General features: G+C 35.7%; 18 protein-coding genes. 14 read left to right on the top strand and 4 right to left on the bottom strand.

Translation table 11 applies throughout. From position 1 onward, the window contains the following. Positions 1-130 precede the first annotated feature (130 nt). Positions 131-682: a thermonuclease family protein gene (locus ABS916_RS02215; protein WP_350450337.1), complete on the top strand. Its 552-nt coding sequence runs from the start codon at positions 131-133 to the stop codon at positions 680-682. Between the two features lie 143 nt (positions 683-825). Then, the gene (locus tag ABS916_RS02210) at positions 826-2409 is read left to right on the top strand and encodes a peptide chain release factor 3 (protein WP_350450336.1); all 1584 of its coding nucleotides are present in this window, start codon (positions 826-828) and stop codon (positions 2407-2409) included. A 152-nt stretch (positions 2410-2561) separates the two neighbouring features. Here ABS916_RS02210 and ABS916_RS02205 read toward each other — a convergent pair whose 3' ends face one another. Then, entirely contained in the window at positions 2562-2843 is a 282-nt protein-coding gene (locus ABS916_RS02205; RefSeq protein ID WP_350450335.1) for a DUF1827 family protein, read from the bottom strand. A 143-nt stretch (positions 2844-2986) separates the two neighbouring features. On the opposite strand from ABS916_RS02205, the gene ABS916_RS02200 reads away from it, so the two are divergent. Continuing rightward, complete coding sequence (locus tag ABS916_RS02200; protein ID WP_350450387.1) at positions 2987-4354, top strand: TrkH family potassium uptake protein; 1368 nt, start codon at positions 2987-2989, stop codon at positions 4352-4354. Between the two features lie 72 nt (positions 4355-4426). Here the strand turns inward: ABS916_RS02200 and ABS916_RS02195 are convergent, their stop codons facing one another. Continuing rightward, the gene (locus tag ABS916_RS02195; RefSeq protein ID WP_350450334.1) at positions 4427-6670 is read right to left on the bottom strand and encodes an ATP-dependent Clp protease ATP-binding subunit; all 2244 of its coding nucleotides are present in this window, start codon (positions 6668-6670) and stop codon (positions 4427-4429) included. A 202-nt stretch (positions 6671-6872) separates the two neighbouring features. Between ABS916_RS02195 and ykzS the strand changes: the two genes are divergently transcribed. The 4 genes from ykzS to ABS916_RS02175 all read left to right on the top strand — a co-directional run bounded on the left by ykzS (position 6873) and on the right by ABS916_RS02175 (position 10223). Then, positions 6873-7058, top strand: coding sequence for a protein YkzS (ykzS, locus tag ABS916_RS02190; RefSeq protein ID WP_350450333.1), 186 nt, complete (start codon positions 6873-6875; stop codon positions 7056-7058). A gap of 168 nt (positions 7059-7226) precedes the next feature. Then, complete coding sequence (locus tag ABS916_RS02185; protein ID WP_023177356.1) at positions 7227-7493, top strand: phosphocarrier protein HPr; 267 nt, start codon at positions 7227-7229, stop codon at positions 7491-7493. Beyond that, positions 7493-9214 (top strand): phosphoenolpyruvate--protein phosphotransferase, encoded by a 1722-nt coding sequence (gene ptsP, locus ABS916_RS02180; RefSeq protein ID WP_350450332.1) that lies wholly within the window; start codon positions 7493-7495, stop codon positions 9212-9214. Before ABS916_RS02185 ends, ptsP begins: the two co-directional genes overlap by 1 nt. 121 nt (positions 9215-9335) lie before the next feature. Continuing rightward, the gene (locus ABS916_RS02175) at positions 9336-10223 is read left to right on the top strand and encodes an NAD(P)-dependent oxidoreductase (protein WP_350450331.1); all 888 of its coding nucleotides are present in this window, start codon (positions 9336-9338) and stop codon (positions 10221-10223) included. A 76-nt stretch (positions 10224-10299) separates the two neighbouring features. Here ABS916_RS02175 and ABS916_RS02170 read toward each other — a convergent pair whose 3' ends face one another. Further along, positions 10300-11481, bottom strand: coding sequence for a pyridoxal phosphate-dependent aminotransferase (locus ABS916_RS02170; protein WP_350450330.1), 1182 nt, complete (start codon positions 11479-11481; stop codon positions 10300-10302). A 177-nt stretch (positions 11482-11658) separates the two neighbouring features. Here ABS916_RS02170 and ABS916_RS02165 point away from each other — a divergent pair, with 177 nt between their 5' ends. From ABS916_RS02165 to thrB, 4 genes are all read left to right on the top strand, one after another. Further along, on the top strand, positions 11659-11892 hold the full coding sequence (locus ABS916_RS02165; protein WP_007723100.1) for a YkuJ family protein: 234 nt from the start codon (positions 11659-11661) through the stop codon (positions 11890-11892). 196 nt (positions 11893-12088) lie between these two features. Continuing rightward, positions 12089-13378: a homoserine dehydrogenase gene (locus ABS916_RS02160; RefSeq protein ID WP_350450329.1), complete on the top strand. Its 1290-nt coding sequence runs from the start codon at positions 12089-12091 to the stop codon at positions 13376-13378. Further along, positions 13378-14436, top strand: coding sequence for a threonine synthase (gene thrC / locus ABS916_RS02155; protein WP_350450328.1), 1059 nt, complete (start codon positions 13378-13380; stop codon positions 14434-14436). The genes ABS916_RS02160 and thrC overlap by 1 nt, the downstream gene beginning before the upstream one ends. Further along, on the top strand, positions 14433-15299 hold the full coding sequence (thrB, locus tag ABS916_RS02150; RefSeq protein WP_350450327.1) for a homoserine kinase: 867 nt from the start codon (positions 14433-14435) through the stop codon (positions 15297-15299). Before thrC ends, thrB begins: the two co-directional genes overlap by 4 nt. Before the next feature lie 132 nt (positions 15300-15431). Here the strand turns inward: thrB and ABS916_RS02145 are convergent, their stop codons facing one another. Next, the gene (locus ABS916_RS02145) at positions 15432-16073 is read right to left on the bottom strand and encodes a copper homeostasis protein CutC (protein ID WP_350450326.1); all 642 of its coding nucleotides are present in this window, start codon (positions 16071-16073) and stop codon (positions 15432-15434) included. A gap of 251 nt (positions 16074-16324) precedes the next feature. Between ABS916_RS02145 and dapG the strand changes: the two genes are divergently transcribed. The 3 genes from dapG to yqeH all read left to right on the top strand — a co-directional run bounded on the left by dapG (position 16325) and on the right by yqeH (position 19357). Continuing rightward, the gene (gene dapG / locus ABS916_RS02140) at positions 16325-17524 is read left to right on the top strand and encodes an aspartate kinase (RefSeq protein ID WP_350450325.1); all 1200 of its coding nucleotides are present in this window, start codon (positions 16325-16327) and stop codon (positions 17522-17524) included. Positions 17525-17700: 176 nt separating this feature from the next. Next, a complete protein-coding gene (locus ABS916_RS02135) occupies positions 17701-18246 on the top strand; it encodes a YqeG family HAD IIIA-type phosphatase (RefSeq protein WP_350450324.1) in 546 nt (181 codons plus the stop codon). Continuing rightward, positions 18224-19357 carry a ribosome biogenesis GTPase YqeH gene (yqeH, locus tag ABS916_RS02130; protein ID WP_350450323.1) on the top strand — a complete coding sequence of 378 codons (1134 nt, stop codon included), beginning with the start codon at positions 18224-18226 and terminating at the stop codon, positions 19355-19357. Before ABS916_RS02135 ends, yqeH begins: the two co-directional genes overlap by 23 nt. The last annotated feature ends 10 nt before the right edge of the window (positions 19358-19367 follow it).

Here is a 19367-nt window from a genome sequence, read left to right as displayed (position 1 = left end):
TAAATTAATGTGTAACAGCGTTAAAATCTTTGAAGCTTGATAGTTGAAAAGATTCATAATAAAATAGGAAAGGGTCTGAGACAGATAGTCTCAGACCCTTTTTATAAGCATTTAAACTGGAGGTTCAACGATGAAAATAAACAAGAAGATCTTTTCTGGTATTATTGCGCTTATTCTTTTCTTTACTGGATCATTTGTTATCGATCAACAGCAAGAAACACCTATTACAGTAGCAGAAGATCAATTAGCTATTGAGTTGGTCAGAACGATTGACGGAGATACAATCGTCTTTACTGAAGATGGTGAAGAAAAGAAGTTGCGGTTATTGCTGATTGACACTCCAGAAAGTAGTACGACAAAAACGGGTTCTGCACAGCCATACGGTACAGAAGCGAAAGACTTTTTAACGAATTATTTAGAAGGAAAAAAATTATCGATAGAATATGACCCTGCTCATGAAAAAATAGATGACTATAATCGTGTTTTGGCTTATCTTTACGCAGATGGAGAACTGATACAAGAAGTGATGGTTGAAAAAGGATTAGCGCGTGTAGGATATGAAAATGGCGATGAGCTTTACTTAAGTAAGCTTGAAGAAGCAGAGCAAGAAGCAGAAGTAGCAAATGTAAATATCTGGTCTATTGAGGGGTATGTTGGAGAATATGGATTTAATAAAAAGTGAATAGGGTATAAAATACACTACTAAATATGCTATAATAATTGAGTTAATGAGATAGGCTGCCAGGTTAAGGTATTCGCATTACCTAAGAATGTAATCAAAGATTGAGTTAGAATAAATAAAAAGACTTAAATGAGGGATAACGAATGAAAAGCTATTTAAAAGATGAAGTAGAATCACGAAAAACATTTGCAATTATTTCCCATCCGGATGCAGGTAAAACGACCATCACAGAACAATTATTGTTATTTGGTGGAGCAATTCGTCAAGCTGGTACGGTCAAAGGGAAAAAATCTGGGAAATTTGCTAAATCAGATTGGATGGAAATTGAAAAACAACGTGGGATTTCTGTAACCAGCTCTGTGATGCAATTTGATTATAAAGACAAAAGAATTAATATTTTAGATACACCAGGACATGAGGACTTTTCTGAAGATACGTATCGTACATTGATGGCCGTTGATAGTGCAGTGATGGTTATTGACAGTGCAAAAGGTATTGAGCCTCAGACCAAAAAACTATTTAAAGTTTGTCGTATGCGTGGCATTCCAATTTTCACGTTCATCAATAAATTGGACCGTGATGGAAGAGAACCACTTGATTTATTAGAAGAATTGGAAGAAGTACTAGAGATTGATTCTTATCCAATGAATTGGCCTATCGGTATGGGAAAAGGTCTGTTAGGTCTTTATGATAACTACAACAAAACGATTGAAGTGCATCGTCCTGAAATTAATGGTTTAAATGGACAAAAAGTCATCAAATTGAATAAAGATGGAGAAATCGAAGGCGATCATCCTCTTAAAGCTTCTAGTTTATATACTCAAGCTTTAGAAGATATTGAGTTGTTGAATGAAGCGGGTAATGAATTTTCCGAAGAAAAAATTGCTGCTGGAAAATTAACACCCGTATTCTTTGGGTCAGCATTAACTAATTTTGGAGTAGAAACATTCTTAAATACATTTATTAATTTTGCACCAAGCCCAACAGCTCATACTGCAACGGACGGTGAAAAAATTGAACCGACAACAAATGAATTTTCTGGTTTTATATTTAAAATCCAAGCTAATATGAATCCTGCCCATCGAGATCGGATTGCTTTTGTGCGTATTTGTTCAGGAATCTTTGATCGTGGAATTGATGTTACTTTAGCGAGAACAAATAAAAAAATGAAACTATCAAATTCAACCCAGTTTATGGCTGAAACACGTGAAGTTGTTCAACACGCTGTAGCAGGAGATATTATTGGACTTTATGATACTGGGAATTTTCAAATAGGGGATACGATTTTTGAAGGTAAGTTAAATATAGAATATGAAAAATTACCTCAATTTACTCCGGAAATGTTCATGAAAGTTCAGGCTAAAAATGTGATGAAACAAAAATCATTCCATAAAGGTGTGCAACAACTAGTTCAAGAAGGAGCTATTCAATTGTACAAAACATTCCATACGGAAGATTACATTGTTGGAGCAGTTGGACAATTGCAATTTGAAGTTTTTCAATACCGAATGTTAAATGAATACAATTCAGAAATCATCATGACACCAATGGGGAGTAAAATTGCACGTTGGATCAAGCCAGACGATTTGGATGAGAACATGTCTTCCAGCCGTAATTTATTGGTGCGTGACCGTTTTGGCAATCCCTTGTTCTTGTTTGAAAATCAATTTGCGCTTCGTTGGTTTGCAGATAAATATCCGGATGTTGAATTAACGTCGTTACTATAAAACACAAAAAAACAAGCCATTCTGTTTTAACTTAGAACGGCTTGCTTTTTTTTGATTGTAAAAACGATAAATATCTTTAAAAGAGTGCTTGAAATAAAAGGTAGTAACCATTAAAGTTGAACTGTGGCTTTAATGGATTTAAATGAAGAAGATTATTCGTAAACAGGAATAGATAGCTCAACAATATGTGGCGCATGTAAGATGTCAACATTGTCTACTGTTGTTTCAAGTATATTTTCTATCGCAAAGCTGATTTCCGCATTTTTTATATTGCGCACTTTGTTTAGTAAAAGAACATCTTTATGCGTTGGAGCACCTGAATAAATAACAGTAGTCGGACCTAGAGAAAAAACTTTCACAAAATTAGCATCAGTATTTTCTAACTGTTCCATTACTAGTTCAGAATGATTATTTGTAACGTCTATTAGTTTCATAATCTTTCACCTCTTCTATACCGGTTAGGTTACGAATATTATATAATTAAAAACACAACAATTCAAAACATTTTAACTTCTTAGTCAGTACTAGTTAAGAAAAGATAACGTTGATACATCATAAGGAGGTTAGTTTTTTGAATATGTATAAATTTATAACTCGGTTATCTAATCAATTTTCTTCTATTCAATTGATTGTGTTGTACTATTTTATTGTCGTCATAGCTGCTAGCGTCCTTTTGGCGTTACCTATATTTAGGAACCCGGGGATGGAATTATCTTTTATTGATTTGATTTTTACAGCCGTTAGTACTGTTAGTGTAACGGGACTAGCTACAATAAATTTAGGAGAAACCTATAATTTAGCGGGTGTGATTCTTATGCAATTTTTATTTATGTTAGGAAGTTTAGGGGTAATGATGGTTTCGACTTCCTTTATGCTCATCAGAAGAAAAAAAGTTTCCTTAAAGCAAAGACAGTTAATCATGACAGATATGAACCAACCCAAATTGAGCGGAACAGTTCGATTGATACGTAACACTGTGTTTATCATTCTGGGATTTGAATTTATTGGTGGCTTGATTTTAAGTACTTATTTTTTCTTTTTTTCAAACTGGCCGTTAAAAGAAATCCTATTTCAAGGTTTTTTTACGAGTTTTTCAGCAGTTGCAAATGTCGGTGTAGATCTTACAGGACAAGTGTTGATTCCTTTTCATGATGATTATTTTGTTCAATTCATTATTATGCTGTTAATCATCGTAGGTGGAATTGGTTTTCCAGTATTATTAGAAATCAAAGATTTTTTACAGTATCATAAAATGAAAAAGACATTGCCTTTCCGTTTTTCTTTGTTTACTAAGATTACAGTTTTTTCCTTCTTTATTTTATTATTCGGTGGAGCAATTTGCATTTGGTTGTTAGAATACAATCAGTTTTTTAAAGGAATGTCATTTACAGAAAGTGCTTTTTATTCTTTCTTTTATTCGGTTACCACTAGAAATGCAGGTCTAATGACAACGTCGTTAGGTAATTTTAGTGAAGGAAGTTTGTTACTATTTTCAATTTTGATGTTTATTGGAGCAAGTCCTAGTTCTGTAGGTGGTGGTATACGAACCACTACGTTAGCAATTGTGATGGTTTACTTAATTTCTTTTATTAGAGGACATGATCAAGTTTCGTTATTTAAGCGTCGCATTGAGCGAGACGATGTTCAAAAATCAATTACCGTTTTTATTTTGTCTATGATTTTGTGTCTATTCAGTATCATGGTGTTAAGTGTCAGTGAATCACATGATCTGATTACGTTAATTGTAGAAGTGACTTCGGCGTTTGGAACAACCGGATTGTCACTAGGTATAACGCCTACTCTTACAGTAGTAGGTAAATTGATTATTATTGTGCTAATGTTTATCGGAAGAATAGGAATGTTGTATATGTTGATGCTGTTGGTTCCTAAGCATAAAGACGATAAAAATTATCATTACCCAACTGAAAAAATTATTATAGGATAAAACCAATAAAAAGAGCTCACAATCAAGATTTGACTACTTGATTGTGAGCTCTTCTGATTTTTTAGTTTAGCATTAATCTTCAGTATCTGGTTCTTCAATTTCTTCAACAATAGTTTCTTCTAAAATAGGTTCTTTTGCTTCTACAATTAGATTTCCTTCTTGGTCTGTTTTTGCCACTAATTCTTTCACAGAAGGGTAATCAAGATAAAAATCAGCAATACGATCTTCAATTTGTTCTTGGATGACACGACGTAAAGGACGAGCACCTAGTTTTGGATCATAGCCTAATTCGACTAATTTTTCTTTAGCTGACTGCTCAACCTCTATGGATATACCTTGATGTTCGAGCATATCATTCACATCTGCTATCAATAGATCTACAATATACAATAAGTTTTCTTTTGTAAGTGAGTTAAATTCAACGATTCCATCAAAACGGTTAATAAACTCGGGTTTGAAGTAATCCGTTAAATGATTTAACACAGATTTTTGAGTACCAGAAGCGGCAGCACCAAAACCAACACTTGCTTCTACATTGCCAGTACCCGCGTTACTTGTCATAATAATAATGGTGTCTTTGAAGCTCACCGTACGTCCTTGAGCATCGGTCAATCTGCCATCGTCCAGAATTTGTAAGAACATATGCAGAACATCTGGATGAGCTTTTTCGATTTCATCTAATAAAATGAGACTATAAGGATTGTGGCGAACCTTTTCAGTCAACTGACCTGCTTCATCATAGCCAACGTATCCTGGAGGAGAACCAATCAATTTAGAGACACTATGTTTCTCCATATATTCACTCATATCGAAACGGATATAAGCATTCTTACTACCGAAAAGTTCTAGCGCTAATTGTTTAGCTAATTCAGTTTTCCCGACCCCTGTAGGTCCAACGAAAAGGAAAGAACCAATTGGACGATTTTTGCTATTAAACCCTATACGATTTCTACGTATAGCTCTAGAAACTTTTTCAATTGCTTCGTCTTGTCCAATAACGTGTTTCTTCAAATCTTCTCCTAGATTACGCAATTGTTCTTGTTCTTTTTCCTTTAATTCGCCTACTGGAATATTTGTTTTCATTTCAATGATTTCAATCATATCTTGTTCGGTTACAGTAGGTTCATCTGAATCTGGTTTTTGCTGATCGCGCATGGTAGAGAACTTTTTAGCTTGATCACGATAAAAAGCAGCTTTTTCATAATCTTCTTGTTGTAAAGCTAATTGTTTTTGTTGAGCAGCTTCTGCGATTTTATCTTCTAGTTGTTTAGGATCAACGACTTGTATCGTCAGGTTCTTTTTAGAACCTGATTCATCTAATAAATCGATTGCTTTGTCCGGCAAAAACCGATCCTGAATGTAACGATTAGAAAGATTTACGGCACTTGTGATTGCTTCATCCGTGTAATGAACGTGGTGGTAATCCTCATATTTTTTTTGCAAACCTTTAAGAATGGTAATCGTCTCTTCAACAGACGGTTCGCTTACACGTACAGGTTGCATACGACGTTCTAATGCAGCGTCTTTTTCAATTGTACGGTACTCTCTTAAAGTTGTTGCTCCAACCATTTGCAACTCACCACGTGCAAGAGCTGGTTTAAGCATATTTCCAGCATCCATACTTCCTTCTGCACTTCCGGCTCCAACAATTTCATGAACTTCATCAATAAATAAAATAATTTGTGGGTTTTTCTTTAATTCATCCATTAATTGCTGCATCCGCTCTTCGAATTGTCCACGAATACCAGTTCCTTGAACTAATGAAGCGACATCTAATCGAATAACTTCTTTACCTAATAATTTTTGAGGAACATCACCGTCAACAATTTTTTGTGCTAAACCTTCAACAACAGCTGTTTTACCAACACCAGGTTCTCCGGTTAAGACAGGATTGTTTTTAGTACGGCGGTTTAAAATTTCAATTACACGTTCAATTTCCTTGTCGCGCCCTATAACTGGATCAATAGCGCCTGATCGAGCAGCTTCAGTCAAATTTGTTCCATATTCACCTAAAAGACCAGGTATCTTATTAATAGGTGGTTGTCCTCCAGAACCGTTTTGAGTGGGAGGGACGTCAGGATTATTTTGTTGGAAATTATTGTTTTGTGCATTTTGCATTGAACGGAAAAATTGATCTAAGTTACCGAAACCAAATGGGTCTTGTGGTGGGCGACTGTTTCTAATTTCTCCACGACTTTGTGCATCTTTAATAAGTTGATAACAATTTTGGCAAACATCTAATTGACCTTTTTGACCATTCATATTGGTATATAAATGGATAGTTGCTTCACGTTGGTTACAATTTTGACATAACATTTCTGCACAACCTTTCATATAATCGGTTAGTTAGGAAAATAAAAGACCAAGCAATTAATTGACCATTACTGACCTTTTATGATTTACATTATACACTGACCTTTTTTTGCTTTCAAGTAATTGACACTATAAATTTTCAGTATTTTCCATTAAACTATTGATATTCAAGATAAATAAAAAATAAAGCAAGGATGTTTTTAAAATGACAAAAGAAGAACTGCAAATGAAGATGGATGAATTATTTCAAGGTCAAGTGGATAGTATAACAATTGAAAAAAATGATTTTATGATTTTTCGCGAAATTTGGATCAACCATGAAAAAAAAGACCGGATTATTGGAGAAGCTCTGCATAATGGGAATATCATTTATCGGTATAGGTCAAACTAAAGAGTAACAAATCAAAATTAGGAAATAATAGTTGTTTAAATGAGCAAAAAATGGTATTCTAGTAAATTGTAAGGGCTGTATCAATTGTTTTACTGAAATGAATGTTATTGACAGTTAAAACTGGATGTAGTTCTCAAAAATAATTTTTATTAAAGGGGATTTTTAATTATGGAAAAACGCGAATTTCACGTAGTAGCTGAAACAGGTATCCATGCACGTCCAGCAACATTATTAGTACAAACAGCAAGCAAATATAGCTCAGATATCAACTTAGAATATAAAGGTAAATCAGTAAACTTAAAATCCATCATGGGCGTTATGTCTTTAGGTGTTGGCCAAGGAGCTGACGTAGTTATTTCTGCTGATGGTTCAGACGAATCTGAAGCTCTTGCTGGAATCGAAGAAACAATGAAGAAAGAAGGCTTAGCTGAATAATGGTTGAAAAATTAAAAGGGATCGCAGCAAGTGACGGTATTGCAGTAGCAAAAGCTTACTTACTAACTGAACCCGATTTAACTTTCAACAAAATTTCAGTTGAGAACTCTGATTCAGAAATTGACCGCTTAAAATCGGCATTAAACGAAGCATCAAAAGAACTTGAGATCATTCGATCTAAAGCAGCAGAATCTTTAGGCGAAGAAGAAGCCCAAGTTTTTGATGCTCATTTAATGGTTCTTTCTGATCCAGAATTAATCGGGAGCATCGAAAGCTCAATCGTTGACAACAAAATCAACGCAGAGAGCGGTTTAAAAGAAGTAACGGATATGTTTATTGGTATGTTTGAAGGCATGGAAGATAACCCTTACATGCAAGAACGTGCAGCCGATATCAAAGATGTTACTAAACGTGTATTGAGCCACTTGTTAGGTGTCAAACTTCCTAATCCTTCAATGATTGATGAAGAAGTGATTGTGGTTGCACATGACTTAACACCAAGTGATACTGCTCAATTAAACCGTCAATTTGTCAAAGCATTTGTTACAGACATTGGTGGGCGTACATCGCATTCAGCTATTATGGCTCGTTCGTTAGAAATTCCTGCAATTGTAGGAACGAAAGAAATCACTTCTTTTGTTAAAGAAGGAGATCTTATCATCATTGATGGTTTAGAAGGCGATGTAATCGTTCACCCTGAATCAACAGATGTTGCAACTTACGAAACAAAAGCAAAAGCTTTTGCTGATCAAAAAGCTGAGTGGGATAAATTAAAAGATGAACCAACAATAACTGCAGATGGAAAGCACATTGAACTAGCTGCAAATATTGGGACTCCAAAAGATTTAGTGGGAGTAAAAAGTAACGGTGGGGAAGCTGTTGGATTATACCGTACAGAATTCCTTTATATGGATTCGCCTGATTTTCCTACAGAAGAAGCTCAGTTTGAAGCCTATAAAGAAGTTTTAGAAGGTATGGAAGGCAAAGCTGTTGTTGTCCGTACAATGGACATTGGTGGCGATAAAGAATTGCCTTACCTAACATTGCCACACGAAATGAATCCTTTCCTAGGGTACCGAGCAATTCGTATTTGTTTAGCACAACCGGACATGTTTAGAACGCAATTGCGCGCATTGTTACGTGCGTCTGTTTTTGGACAATTACGTATTATGTTCCCAATGATTGCGACTTTACAAGAGTTCCGTCAAGCTAAAGGAATGCTTATGGAAGAAAAAGCTAAATTAGTAAGTGAAGGCGTAGACGTTTCAAATGATATCGAAGTAGGTATCATGATTGAAATTCCTGCTGCTGCTGTTATTGCAGATAAATTTGCTAAAGAAGTTGATTTCTTCAGTATTGGTACAAATGATTTGATTCAATACACTATGGCTGCTGACCGTATGAACGAACGCGTTTCTTATCTTTACCAACCTTATAACCCATCAATTTTACGTTTAATCAAAAATGTTATTGATGCTTCTCATAAAGAAGGAAAATGGACTGGTATGTGTGGAGAAATGGCTGGAGATCAAACAGCAGTGCCGCTTCTTGTAGGATTAGGACTAGACGAATTTTCTATGAGTGCTTCAAGTATTCTTAAAACACGTAGTCTAATGAAACGTTTAGATACAAAACAAATGGCTGAGTTAGCTGATAAAGCAATCAATGATTGTGATACTGCTGATGAAGTTGTAACACTTGTTGAAGCGTACACTAAATAGAAACTGTTAAGCACAAGAATCTAATGGATTCTTGTGCTTTTTTTGTAATTATTTCATCAAAATGAATGCGTTCTTCTTATTAGAACTGATATACTAGAATTAAATTAAGTTAAGGGAGAGGATGCAAGTGACAAAAGCTATCGGATTTATTGGAACTGGGGTTATGGGTTCTTCAATTGTTAAACACTTATTAGCGGCTGACTATGCCGTAACAGTACACAATCGTACGAAGAGTAAGACGGATGAATTGATTCAGTTAGGGGCTAAATGGGCTGATTCACCAGCTGAAGTAACGGCTAAGAGTGAAATTGTTTTTACAATCGTTGGGTATCCGCAAGATGTAGAACAAACATATTTTGGTGAAAAAGGAATTTTTACAACAGCAACCCAAAACCATATTTTAGTGGATATGACAACAAGCACACCTACATTAGCTCAAAAAGTGTATCAAGAAGGTAAAGAGCGAGGGATCGAAGTTCTAGATGCTCCTGTATCTGGAGGAGACCTAGGCGCTAAGAATGGGACGTTGACCGTTATGGTTGGCGGAGAAGAAAGTACTTATGAGAAAGTAAAACCTATTTTTAACGTATTTTCTGCTAAAGTAAATTTACAAGGTGGAGCGGGTAGTGGGCAGCATACAAAAATGGCGAACCAAATTATGATTGCCGGCACAATGATGGGAATGGCAGAACTTTTGGCTTATGCTAATGCTGCAGATTTAGACCTTGACAAAGTATTGGATACTGTTGGAGGAGGAAGTGCACAAAATTGGTCATTATCAAATTACGGACCAAGAATTCTTAAAGAAGATTACACAGCTGGTTTTTTTGTAAAACACTTTATTAAGGATTTAAAAATTGCGTTAGATGAGTCTGAACAGTTGGATTTAGAATTGCCTTCTACACGTTTAGCTAAACAATTATATGAAGACTTAGCGCTAAATGGTTTTGAAAATGACGGAACGCAAGCTATTATTAAGTTATGGTGGCCAGAAGGAAAACGCCCATAAAAAGTATTAAAAGAGAAATAAAAAGTACACCAGTTTATAAGCAATGATGCTTAGGACTGGTGTACTTTTTTTAAAACTATACAGTTTTCATATGAGAGGCCATATAGCTTTTCAATCGTTTAACAGCTTCTATTAAGTTTTCCATGCTGGCAGCATAACTTAGACGGATATAACCTTCACCGGCATCTCCAAAAGCTGAACCGGGAATTAAAGCTAGTTTATTTTTTTCAGCTAGATCCACACAAAAATCCATGCTGTTTTGGATGTACTCTTTCGGAATTTTTGCAAAAAGATAAAAAGCGCCATTAGGACGTGCTACTTCAAATCCTAATTGAATCAATTCTTCGAAAAGGTAATCTCTTCTCTTCTGATATTCTTTTTTCATAGGAAGAGCATCATCTATCCCAACAGTTAAAGCAGCTAAAGCAGCTTTTTGAGAAATAGAAGTGGCGCAAGTAACCAAATATTGGTGTACTTTAATAATTTGTGCAGTAAGTTCTTTTGGCGCAAAGATAAAGCCAATTCTCCAACCGGTCATGGCATGTGACTTTGAAAGACCATTAATTAGAATCGTTTGTTCTCTTAAGTACTCAGCAATTGAGACATGCTCATTGTCGTAAGTTAATTCACTATAAATTTCATCGCTAATAACAAATAAACTATGTCTTTTTAGAACTTCAGCAAGAGCCTTAATTTCTTCTCGCGTGTAAGTTACACCTGTCGGATTATTTGGGTAGTTTAAAATAATTGCTTTTACTGAGCTACCATGTTCTGTCATGGCCTCCTCAATCATCTGAGGAGTTAAGACAAAACCATTTACACTCGTGTCAATAAAAATAGGTGTTGCTTGGCTTAAAGTAATCAATGGTTCATAGCCAGGGAAAATAGGGGAAGGCACCAAAATTTTATCGCCTGGATTTAAAATAGCTAATAAAGAGGCGGAGATAGCCTCAGTAGCACCAATGGTTACTAAAACTTCATTTGTAGGATTGTAAGAAAGAGCATATTTCTTTTTAAGAAAATCAGAAGCTGCCACTCTTAGCTGAATATCACCAGCCATACCTGTATAATGTGACTCATTATTGTTAATAGCTTCTATAGCTGCTTCTTTAATATGGTCGGGTGTGTTGAAGTCCGGTGCTCCTAAAGTCAATTTAAGCATGCCTTCTATTGGTGACACGCGTTCATCGAATTTTCGAATATCTGAAACTTCAATTTTATAGACTTGATTGTTGAAACGTTCTTGTAATGGATTCATTACTTTGGTGCCCCCTTTTGATAATGTATTTCAACTATATTAACATAAGTTCTTCCAAAGATTCGACATTTTTTGTGTAAAGATTATTTTTTTATGAAAATAGAGTGAGTTTAATGTCTTTTATATAAAATTCTGGTAGAATGATTACTGAGTTAAGTTTGAAAGGGGCACGAAACTATGACAACTTCACAATTAGTAGGAATTATTCGCCGATTGGAAGCTATGCTAGAAGATACAGAAAGTGAAGTTCAAGTTCGTCGATTTGAAAAAGAAGGAAACGAACGTTGTGTTATTACGTATGATGCAAAAACTGAAACATTTGAATTATTAGAGACTTCTACTCAACAAGTTTATCAATTTGATGACGTAGACTTAGTTGCTATGGAAATATTTGAATTACTTCAAGATTAAAATAGCCTGTTAAAGACATACAAAAAAATTCTTTCGAGAATTTTTTACGTATGTCTTTTTTTTGTTTATTTTCAAGCTAGTATTTTTTTTGATATTCGTTATACTAGTAATACGTATGATTAAAAATATATGAGATTAAGATTGGTTAAACCTCATAAAAAACGAGAATTAATTTAGCTGGAAAAGGAGACAAACAATGAAAAACCAATTGCAAATAGGAATTTTAGGCTTTGGAACAGTTGGAAGTGGTGTGTTGCGTATATTGAAACACCATGAACCAAAACTAAATCAAGTGACCGGTGTTTCTTTAAAAGTAAAAAAAGTTTTAGTGCGCGATATTGATAAAAAGCGAGGCGCAATTGCTGAGGGTATTGAGTTGACTCTGGACGTTGACGAGATTATAAATGACCCAGAAATAGATATTGTAGTGGAGGTTATGGGTAGCATTGATGAAGCAAAAATGTACATCAAAAAAGCTTTGATAGCTGGAAAACATGTTGTCACAGCAAATAAAGATTTAATTGCGCTGCACGGAAATGAATTGGTGGCATTAGCAAAAGCAAACCAGTGTGATTTATATTATGAAGCTAGTGTTGCTGGTGGAATTCCAATTTTACGTACGATAGTAGATAGTCTTGCTTCAGATGAAATCCAAAAAGTTTTTGGAATTGTTAATGGAACAACGAACTTTATTCTGTCAAAAATGACGAGTGAAGGAAAAACGTATGAAGAAGCTCTAAAAGAAGCTCAAGAATTAGGTTTTGCAGAAAGTAATCCAACAAATGATGTTGATGGCATAGATGCTGCACGTAAAATGGTTATATTGACGCGTTTAGCTTTTGGTATGAATGTCGAATTAGATCAAATTGAAACAAAAGGAATTCGAAATTTACAACAAGAAGACATTCAAATGGCTGGAAAATTAGGCTATAAAATCAAATTGATTGGTTCGGCTATTCAAATCGAAGAAAATATAAGTGTGGATGTCGGTCCAGTCCTTGTACCAGCTAATCATCCATTGGCAAGTGTTCAAAATGAAAATAACGCTGTTTTTGTTGTTGGTGCAGCGGTTGGGGAAACGATGTATTATGGACCCGGTGCAGGAGAGTTACCAACTGCAAATAGTATTGTCAGTGATGTAATTACAGTTGCAAAGAATATTCAGTTAGGTACAAGTGGTAATGTCTTTAGTTCTTACCAGCATGAAACAAGTCTTGCGCAAGACATTGAAGTAAGAAATAAATATTATATTGCTATTGAGATGCAAGATAAAACTGGTCAATTTTTAGCTTTAGCAAAAGTATTCAGCCAATGCGATAGCGGTTTTGACCAAATTATTCAGCAACCACATTCAAGTGAAACGGCAAAAGTAGTGATCGTGACACATGAAATAAATAAAGCTCAACAAAAAGAAATTTTAACAGCACTCAAAGATTCCAGTGATATGGATCTCCTTGTTTGTTTTAAAGTAATGGAGGGGAAATAATGTATCGAGGTTTACTTGAAAAATATAAAGAACTACTGCCTATCACAGATAAAACGCCCATGATTTCTCTCTATGAAGGAAATACACCTCTCATTCCACTAACGAATCTCTCTAAAGAACTAGGGATTGAGTTGTATGGAAAATACGAAGGGTTGAATCCTACTGGTTCATTTAAAGATCGTGGAATGGTTATGGCCGTAGCAAAAGCAAAAGAAGAAGGAGCGAAAGCAATCATTTGTGCATCCACTGGGAATACCAGCGCTGCAGCTGCAGCATACGCTACACGAGCTGGTTTAAAAGCGTACATCGTCATTCCGGATGGAAAAATTGCTTTAGGTAAATTGGCTCAAGCAGTCATGTATGGAGCAGATATTATCTCGATCCAAGGCAATTTTGACCAAGCTTTGAAATCTGTTCGGAAATTGGCTGAAACAGAAGCTGTTACATTAGTTAATTCGGTTAATCCTTATCGTATTGAAGGACAAAAAACAGCAGCTTTTGAAGTATGTGAAGATCTTGGAAAGGCACCGGATGTGTTAGCTATCCCTGTCGGTAATGCAGGAAATATTACTGCCTACTGGAAAGGGTTTAAAGAATGGGATAAATTAAATCAAACGGGATTGCCAAGAATGCATGGATATGAAGCAGAAGGTGCGGCTGCTATTGTGCAAGGAAAAGTGATTGAAAAACCTGAAACAATTGCAACGGCTATTAGGATCGGAAATCCAGCTAGTTGGGAATTAGCGGAGAACGCACGAGATGAGTCTAAAGGGAAAATTGATTTTGTAACTGATGATGAGATTATCAATGCTTACCGTAAAGTTGCTGCAATGGATGGTGTATTTATTGAACCAGGATCTGCAGCTTCATTAGCAGGAGTGATCAAGGATGTCAAAAGTGGAGCGATAACTAAAGGCGAAACAGTTGTCTGTGTGTTTACTGGAAACGGACTGAAAGATCCAGATACTGCACTTGAAGTGACGACAATTCCTATTTCAAAGATGGACGACTTAGAAGATATGAAAAAACATTTGCAAGCAGGTGTTGAAAAATTATGAAAATAATCGTACCAGGAACAACATCAAACTTGGGTCCCGGTTTTGATTCTTGTGGGTTAGCTTTAAACCTCTATTTAACATTGGAGATAGGGACCGAAACGGACAGTTGGATTATTCACCACCAACTTGGAGCGAGTATACCAAACGATGAAACAAATCTCATTATCCAAACTGCTTTATCGCTAGTTCCAAAGCTCACGCCTAGAGAGTTATGGATGGAAAGTGAGATTCCAGCAACACGCGGATTAGGAAGCAGTTCAGCAGCAATTATTGCAGGTATTGAAATGGCTAATCAACTAGCTGGGTTAACCTTGAGTGATAAAGAAAAAGTAACCTTGGCTTCTAACTTAGAAGGCCATCCAGATAATGCAGTACCCGCTATCCTTGGCGATTTTGTAGTAGCTAGCAAAATTCAAGACTCTGTTTATGCAGTGAAACATACTTTCCCGGATGTAGGTATCCTAGCGGTTATTCCAATCGATGAATTATTGACAAAAGAAAGTCGGGATGTGTTGCCGAAAACGTTGGATTATGCGCAAGCCGTACAAGCTAGCTCTATCAGCAATGTAATGATTGCAGCAGTCTTAGCGAATGATTTGAATTTAGCGGGAGAAATGATGGGAAATGATTTATGGCATGAAAATTACCGTAAAGATTTAGTGCCTCATCTATCTCAAATTCGGAGTCTAGCTAAAAGAAATGGAGCTTACGCTACATTTTTAAGCGGAGCAGGATCAACGGTATTGATTTTAGTGCCTTATTCGAAATTAAAAGAGCTAGAACAACGATTAACAGAGACCTTTACAGATGCAGATGTACGACAATTTAGTGTTGAACGAGAAGGTATCCAAGTGAAAAAATAAATAAAAAAAGTCAGAACTTTGTGTTCTGACTTTTTTTATTTGCAATTTTCAGGTAGAACCTGTCTCTGCATAAGCAAAATCAATTACTGCAGATGGACGTGAATAAAGAAAAAATGAGTTGAAGATGTGAATTTAAAGTTCGCCGACTATTTTTGAACCATGTAATTCTGTAACGCCTAGGTATTGTTGGATAGAATCTGCATTTTCACTAGTAATGCCTCCACCAGGAAGAATAAGAATGCGATCCTTCGCGTAATCAACTAATTCTTTAAGGTGAGGAAGTGTTTCTTCTATTGGCAAACTTAAATCACCACCATGAGTTAAAATTCTTTGGACGCCATGTTCAGCTAACCAGTCAATAGCTTCAAATTGTTTTTCAACGGGTATAGCATCGAAAGCCATATGAAACGTTACTTGTAGTCCGTAGGCTTCTTCTAGTAATTGTTCCATGGCATCTTCATCAATCCGATGATCTTTGGTCAGACAACCTAATACAATGCCGTCTAATCCTAAATTACGGGCTTCAATAATGTCATAACCCATAATTTTCAGTTCGCTATCATTATAAATAAAATCACCTGAACGAGGACGGATCATAGCCATCAATGGAATCATTTTTTCAGCACAATAAGCGGCTGCTTCATGCATAACGCCTTTGCTGACAGTTGTTCCCCCGCTGATTAAGTAATCACATAATTCAATTCTGGTTGCTCCTTGAGCAATGGCTTTAGGAATAAAACTATAATTTTCTAGACAAACTTCTTTTAAATACATTAGTATAAACCCCTTTTAAGTGAATGTAATAATTTGTTGACTCTTTAATTGCTTATTTCATTGTGTAACCATTATTAGTATAGCAAAAAAAAACTAAATTGTTCTACGAAATCCTTAAGATAATTGAAACTAAAGAATGTCTTCGCTATAATAAAGCAGAAATACTAAATCGAAAATTTTTTTAATTTAAATTACGAACGCAAGAATCAGATAGTTTTTACAGATAAACAGATTTAAAGGATGGTAAAACAATGAAAATTTTAATTCAAAAATTTGGCGGTACATCAGTAAAAAATGAAGAAAGTCGATTAGCAGCTGAAAAACACATTGAGCATGCTATCTCATTAGGTTATAAAGTTATTGTTGTTGTATCCGCTATTGGAAGAATGGGCGATCCATATGCAACAGATTCGTTATTGAATTTGATTGATGGAGAAAGAAGCTATTTAGACCTAAGGGAGCGAGACATGCTGTTGTCCGTTGGAGAGACGATCTCAACAGCTGTTTTTACAAATCAATTAAAAAGAAATGGCATCAATGCAGTCGGTTTAACGGGACAAAGTGCTGGTATTCGAACCAATGAAGATTACGGGCAGGCAGAGGTGATAAGGGTCGATACCGCAACAATAAATGAGCAATTTAAAACAAAAGATGTAGCTGTAGTAGCTGGTTTTCAAGGAGTAAGCGATAATGGACATGTGACAACAATTGGTCGCGGCGGTAGTGATACGACTGCTGCCTTGTTAGGTGCTGCATTTAAAGCAGAAAGTATTGATATTTTTACGGATGTTTCTGGAATGATGACAGCAGATCCTAGGTTAGTAGAAAACGCTCAATTTTTACAAGTCGTAAGTTATAACGAAGTCAGTAATATGGCTCATGAAGGAGCAAAAGTCATTGATCCGAGAGCGGTCGAAATCGCACAACAAGCAGGGATACCGGTTCGGATTCGTTCAACCTATGAAACTGTAACAGATGTGGGAACATTAATCACACATTCGAAAGATCGAAATATCCCACAACGACTAGTGACAGGAATTGCTCATGTACCTCATTTAGTACAATTTACGATTGAAACAAACGAAAAGCTGCAGGAGTCATTGTTCAATCTCTTAGCTCAATCCGGATTTAGTTTGGATTTCATCAATATATTCCCTGGGAAAATCGTTTTCACTTTGCCACAACAGGTTAGTGAAAGAGCCAAACAATTATTGGGTGAACAAAGCGTTAGTTATACGACTCACGAAAATTGTGCGAAAGTAGCAATTGTAGGCGCGGGAATAACGGGAGTCCCAGGTGTGACTGCTAAAATTGTAACAGCAATGGCAAAATTGAACATACCCATCTATCAATCTGCCGATAGTTATACAACTATTTGGATTCTTATTGAAGAAAAAAACTTGAAACTAGCATTGAATGAACTTCATGAAGTGTTTTTGCAAATAAATTAAATGAAAAAATTTTTAGCTATTCTTTATAAGGTTAAAATAAATCTGCCACATGAGAATTAGCCTAAAAAAGACCGCTAATGATTGTTTTTTTAATAATTTGGCGTATAATTAAGTAAATAGTAAACTTTAGGAGTACTGTAAGAGGTACTCCTATTTTAATGAGTAGGGTGAAAAAAATGTTAAAGATATTTAAACCGACTTATATGGTAGAAGCGATTTACCATATAACACCAGAACAATTGAAAGAACAAAATATTAAAGCTGTCTTAGCAGACTTGGACAATACTTTGATTGCATGGAATAATCCAGATGGGACCGAAGAATTAATTGAATGGATCAGCCTTATGGAAGAAGCCGGTATTCCTGTAGTAATTCTTTCTAATAACAAAGCAACACGTGTTGAGCGAGTTGCAAATGTATTGCAACTAGACTATGTTTCAAGAGCTTTAAAACCAACGACGATTGGGTTTAAAAGAGCGAGTAAAAAATTAAATCTATCTACTGATGAGATCATTATGGTTGGCGATCAGATTATGACGGATATTTGGGGAGCGAACCTTGCTGGGATTCGTAATGTATTAGTAAAACCGATACTAAACACAGACGCTTGGAATACTCGATTTAACCGTTTTATGGAGCTGCACATTATGAATTATATGATCAAAAAAGATCCAACTATGAGATGGAGGAAGTCAATAAATGACGACAAAAGAATTAAATAATGAGGAAGAAATTCGTTGTATCGGGTGCGGAGCTATTATTCAAACAACGAACAAAGAGGCTTTAGGATATACACCAGCTTCAGCCCTGGAAAAAGGGTTAGAAAAAGGTGAGGTCTACTGTCAACGTTGTTTCAGATTGCGCCATTATAATGAAATTCAAGATGTTCAACTGACTGATGATGATTTTCTGAAATTATTAAATGAACTGGGTTCGGAAGATGCATTAATCGTGAACGTAATTGATATTTTTGACTTCAATGGCAGTTTGATACCTGGACTACACCGTTTTGTTGGGAAAAATCCAGTATTGTTAGTGGGGAATAAAGTAGACTTACTTCCTAAATCATTGAAGCGTGGCAAAATGACGCAATGGTTACGTGAACGGGCTCATGAAGAAGGGTTACGTCCAGAAGATGTTTTACTAACTAGCGCCATGAAACCTGCTGAGATGGAAATCTTGCTTGATGCTATTGAGAAACATCGTAAAGGACGCGATGTATTTGTAGTTGGGGTTACCAATGTTGGGAAATCGACATTGATCAACCAAATCATTAAATCAACTGCTGGTGTACAAGATTTGATTACGACTTCTCAATTTCCTGGAACAACACTTGATCGGATAGAAATTCCGTTAGATGATGGTAAAAATTTAATTGATACACCAGGAATTATTCATCGTCATCAAATGGCTCATGTTTTAGGAGACAAAGATTTGAAGTTGATTGCACCTAAAAAAGAGATCAAACCGATCGTTTATCAATTAAATGAAGGACAAACTTTATTTTTTGGTGGAGTCGCTCGTTTTGATTACTTAAAAGGAGCAAGACATTCATTTACTTGCTTTGTGTCTAATGATTTGCATATACACCGTACTAAATTAGAAAAAGCGGATGAATTGTATCAAAAACAAGTAGGTAAACTATTGCAACCGCCTCGTGAAGATGAGGTTGATGGGTTCCCAGAATTGGTTCGATTTGAATTTTCCGTTAAAGAAAAAGCTGACATAGTCTTTGCGGGCCTTGGTTGGGTAACAGTTAATGAGCCTGGATGTGTCGTAGCTGGATGGGCACCAAAAGGTATAGATGTCCTTATTCGGAAATCTTTAATATAACAGACTAGAA

Source organism: Carnobacterium sp., assembly GCF_040274945.1.
Taxonomy (GTDB): Bacteria; Bacillota; Bacilli; order Lactobacillales; family Carnobacteriaceae; genus Carnobacterium_B.
Note: the sequence above shows the minus strand (reverse complement) of the source record. Positions and strands in the feature narration are given on the sequence as shown.

What these genes read in the sequence shown, in the direction of transcription:
- ABS916_RS02135 (WP_350450324.1), top strand. Translation starts at nt 17,701, where the DNA reads ATGTTAAAGATATTTAAACCGACTTATATGGTAGAAGCGATTTACCAT.
- ABS916_RS02200 (WP_350450387.1), top strand. Translation starts at nt 2,987, where the DNA reads ATGTATAAATTTATAACTCGGTTATCTAATCAATTTTCTTCTATTCAA.
- ABS916_RS02160 (WP_350450329.1), top strand. Translation starts at nt 12,089, where the DNA reads ATGAAAAACCAATTGCAAATAGGAATTTTAGGCTTTGGAACAGTTGGA.
- ABS916_RS02145 (WP_350450326.1), bottom strand. Translation starts at nt 16,073, where the DNA reads ATGTATTTAAAAGAAGTTTGTCTAGAAAATTATAGTTTTATTCCTAAA.
- thrC (WP_350450328.1), top strand. Translation starts at nt 13,378, where the DNA reads ATGTATCGAGGTTTACTTGAAAAATATAAAGAACTACTGCCTATCACA.
- dapG (WP_350450325.1), top strand. Translation starts at nt 16,325, where the DNA reads ATGAAAATTTTAATTCAAAAATTTGGCGGTACATCAGTAAAAAATGAA.
- ABS916_RS02170 (WP_350450330.1), bottom strand. Translation starts at nt 11,481, where the DNA reads ATGAATCCATTACAAGAACGTTTCAACAATCAAGTCTATAAAATTGAA.
- ABS916_RS02175 (WP_350450331.1), top strand. Translation starts at nt 9,336, where the DNA reads ATGCAAGTGACAAAAGCTATCGGATTTATTGGAACTGGGGTTATGGGT.
- ABS916_RS02195 (WP_350450334.1), bottom strand. Translation starts at nt 6,670, where the DNA reads ATGTTATGTCAAAATTGTAACCAACGTGAAGCAACTATCCATTTATAT.
- ABS916_RS02185 (WP_023177356.1), top strand. Translation starts at nt 7,227, where the DNA reads ATGGAAAAACGCGAATTTCACGTAGTAGCTGAAACAGGTATCCATGCA.
- ptsP (WP_350450332.1), top strand. Translation starts at nt 7,493, where the DNA reads ATGGTTGAAAAATTAAAAGGGATCGCAGCAAGTGACGGTATTGCAGTA.
- ykzS (WP_350450333.1), top strand. Translation starts at nt 6,873, where the DNA reads ATGACAAAAGAAGAACTGCAAATGAAGATGGATGAATTATTTCAAGGT.
- ABS916_RS02205 (WP_350450335.1), bottom strand. Translation starts at nt 2,843, where the DNA reads ATGAAACTAATAGACGTTACAAATAATCATTCTGAACTAGTAATGGAA.
- ABS916_RS02215 (WP_350450337.1), top strand. Translation starts at nt 131, where the DNA reads ATGAAAATAAACAAGAAGATCTTTTCTGGTATTATTGCGCTTATTCTT.
- ABS916_RS02165 (WP_007723100.1), top strand. Translation starts at nt 11,659, where the DNA reads ATGACAACTTCACAATTAGTAGGAATTATTCGCCGATTGGAAGCTATG.
- thrB (WP_350450327.1), top strand. Translation starts at nt 14,433, where the DNA reads ATGAAAATAATCGTACCAGGAACAACATCAAACTTGGGTCCCGGTTTT.
- ABS916_RS02210 (WP_350450336.1), top strand. Translation starts at nt 826, where the DNA reads ATGAAAAGCTATTTAAAAGATGAAGTAGAATCACGAAAAACATTTGCA.
- yqeH (WP_350450323.1), top strand. Translation starts at nt 18,224, where the DNA reads ATGACGACAAAAGAATTAAATAATGAGGAAGAAATTCGTTGTATCGGG.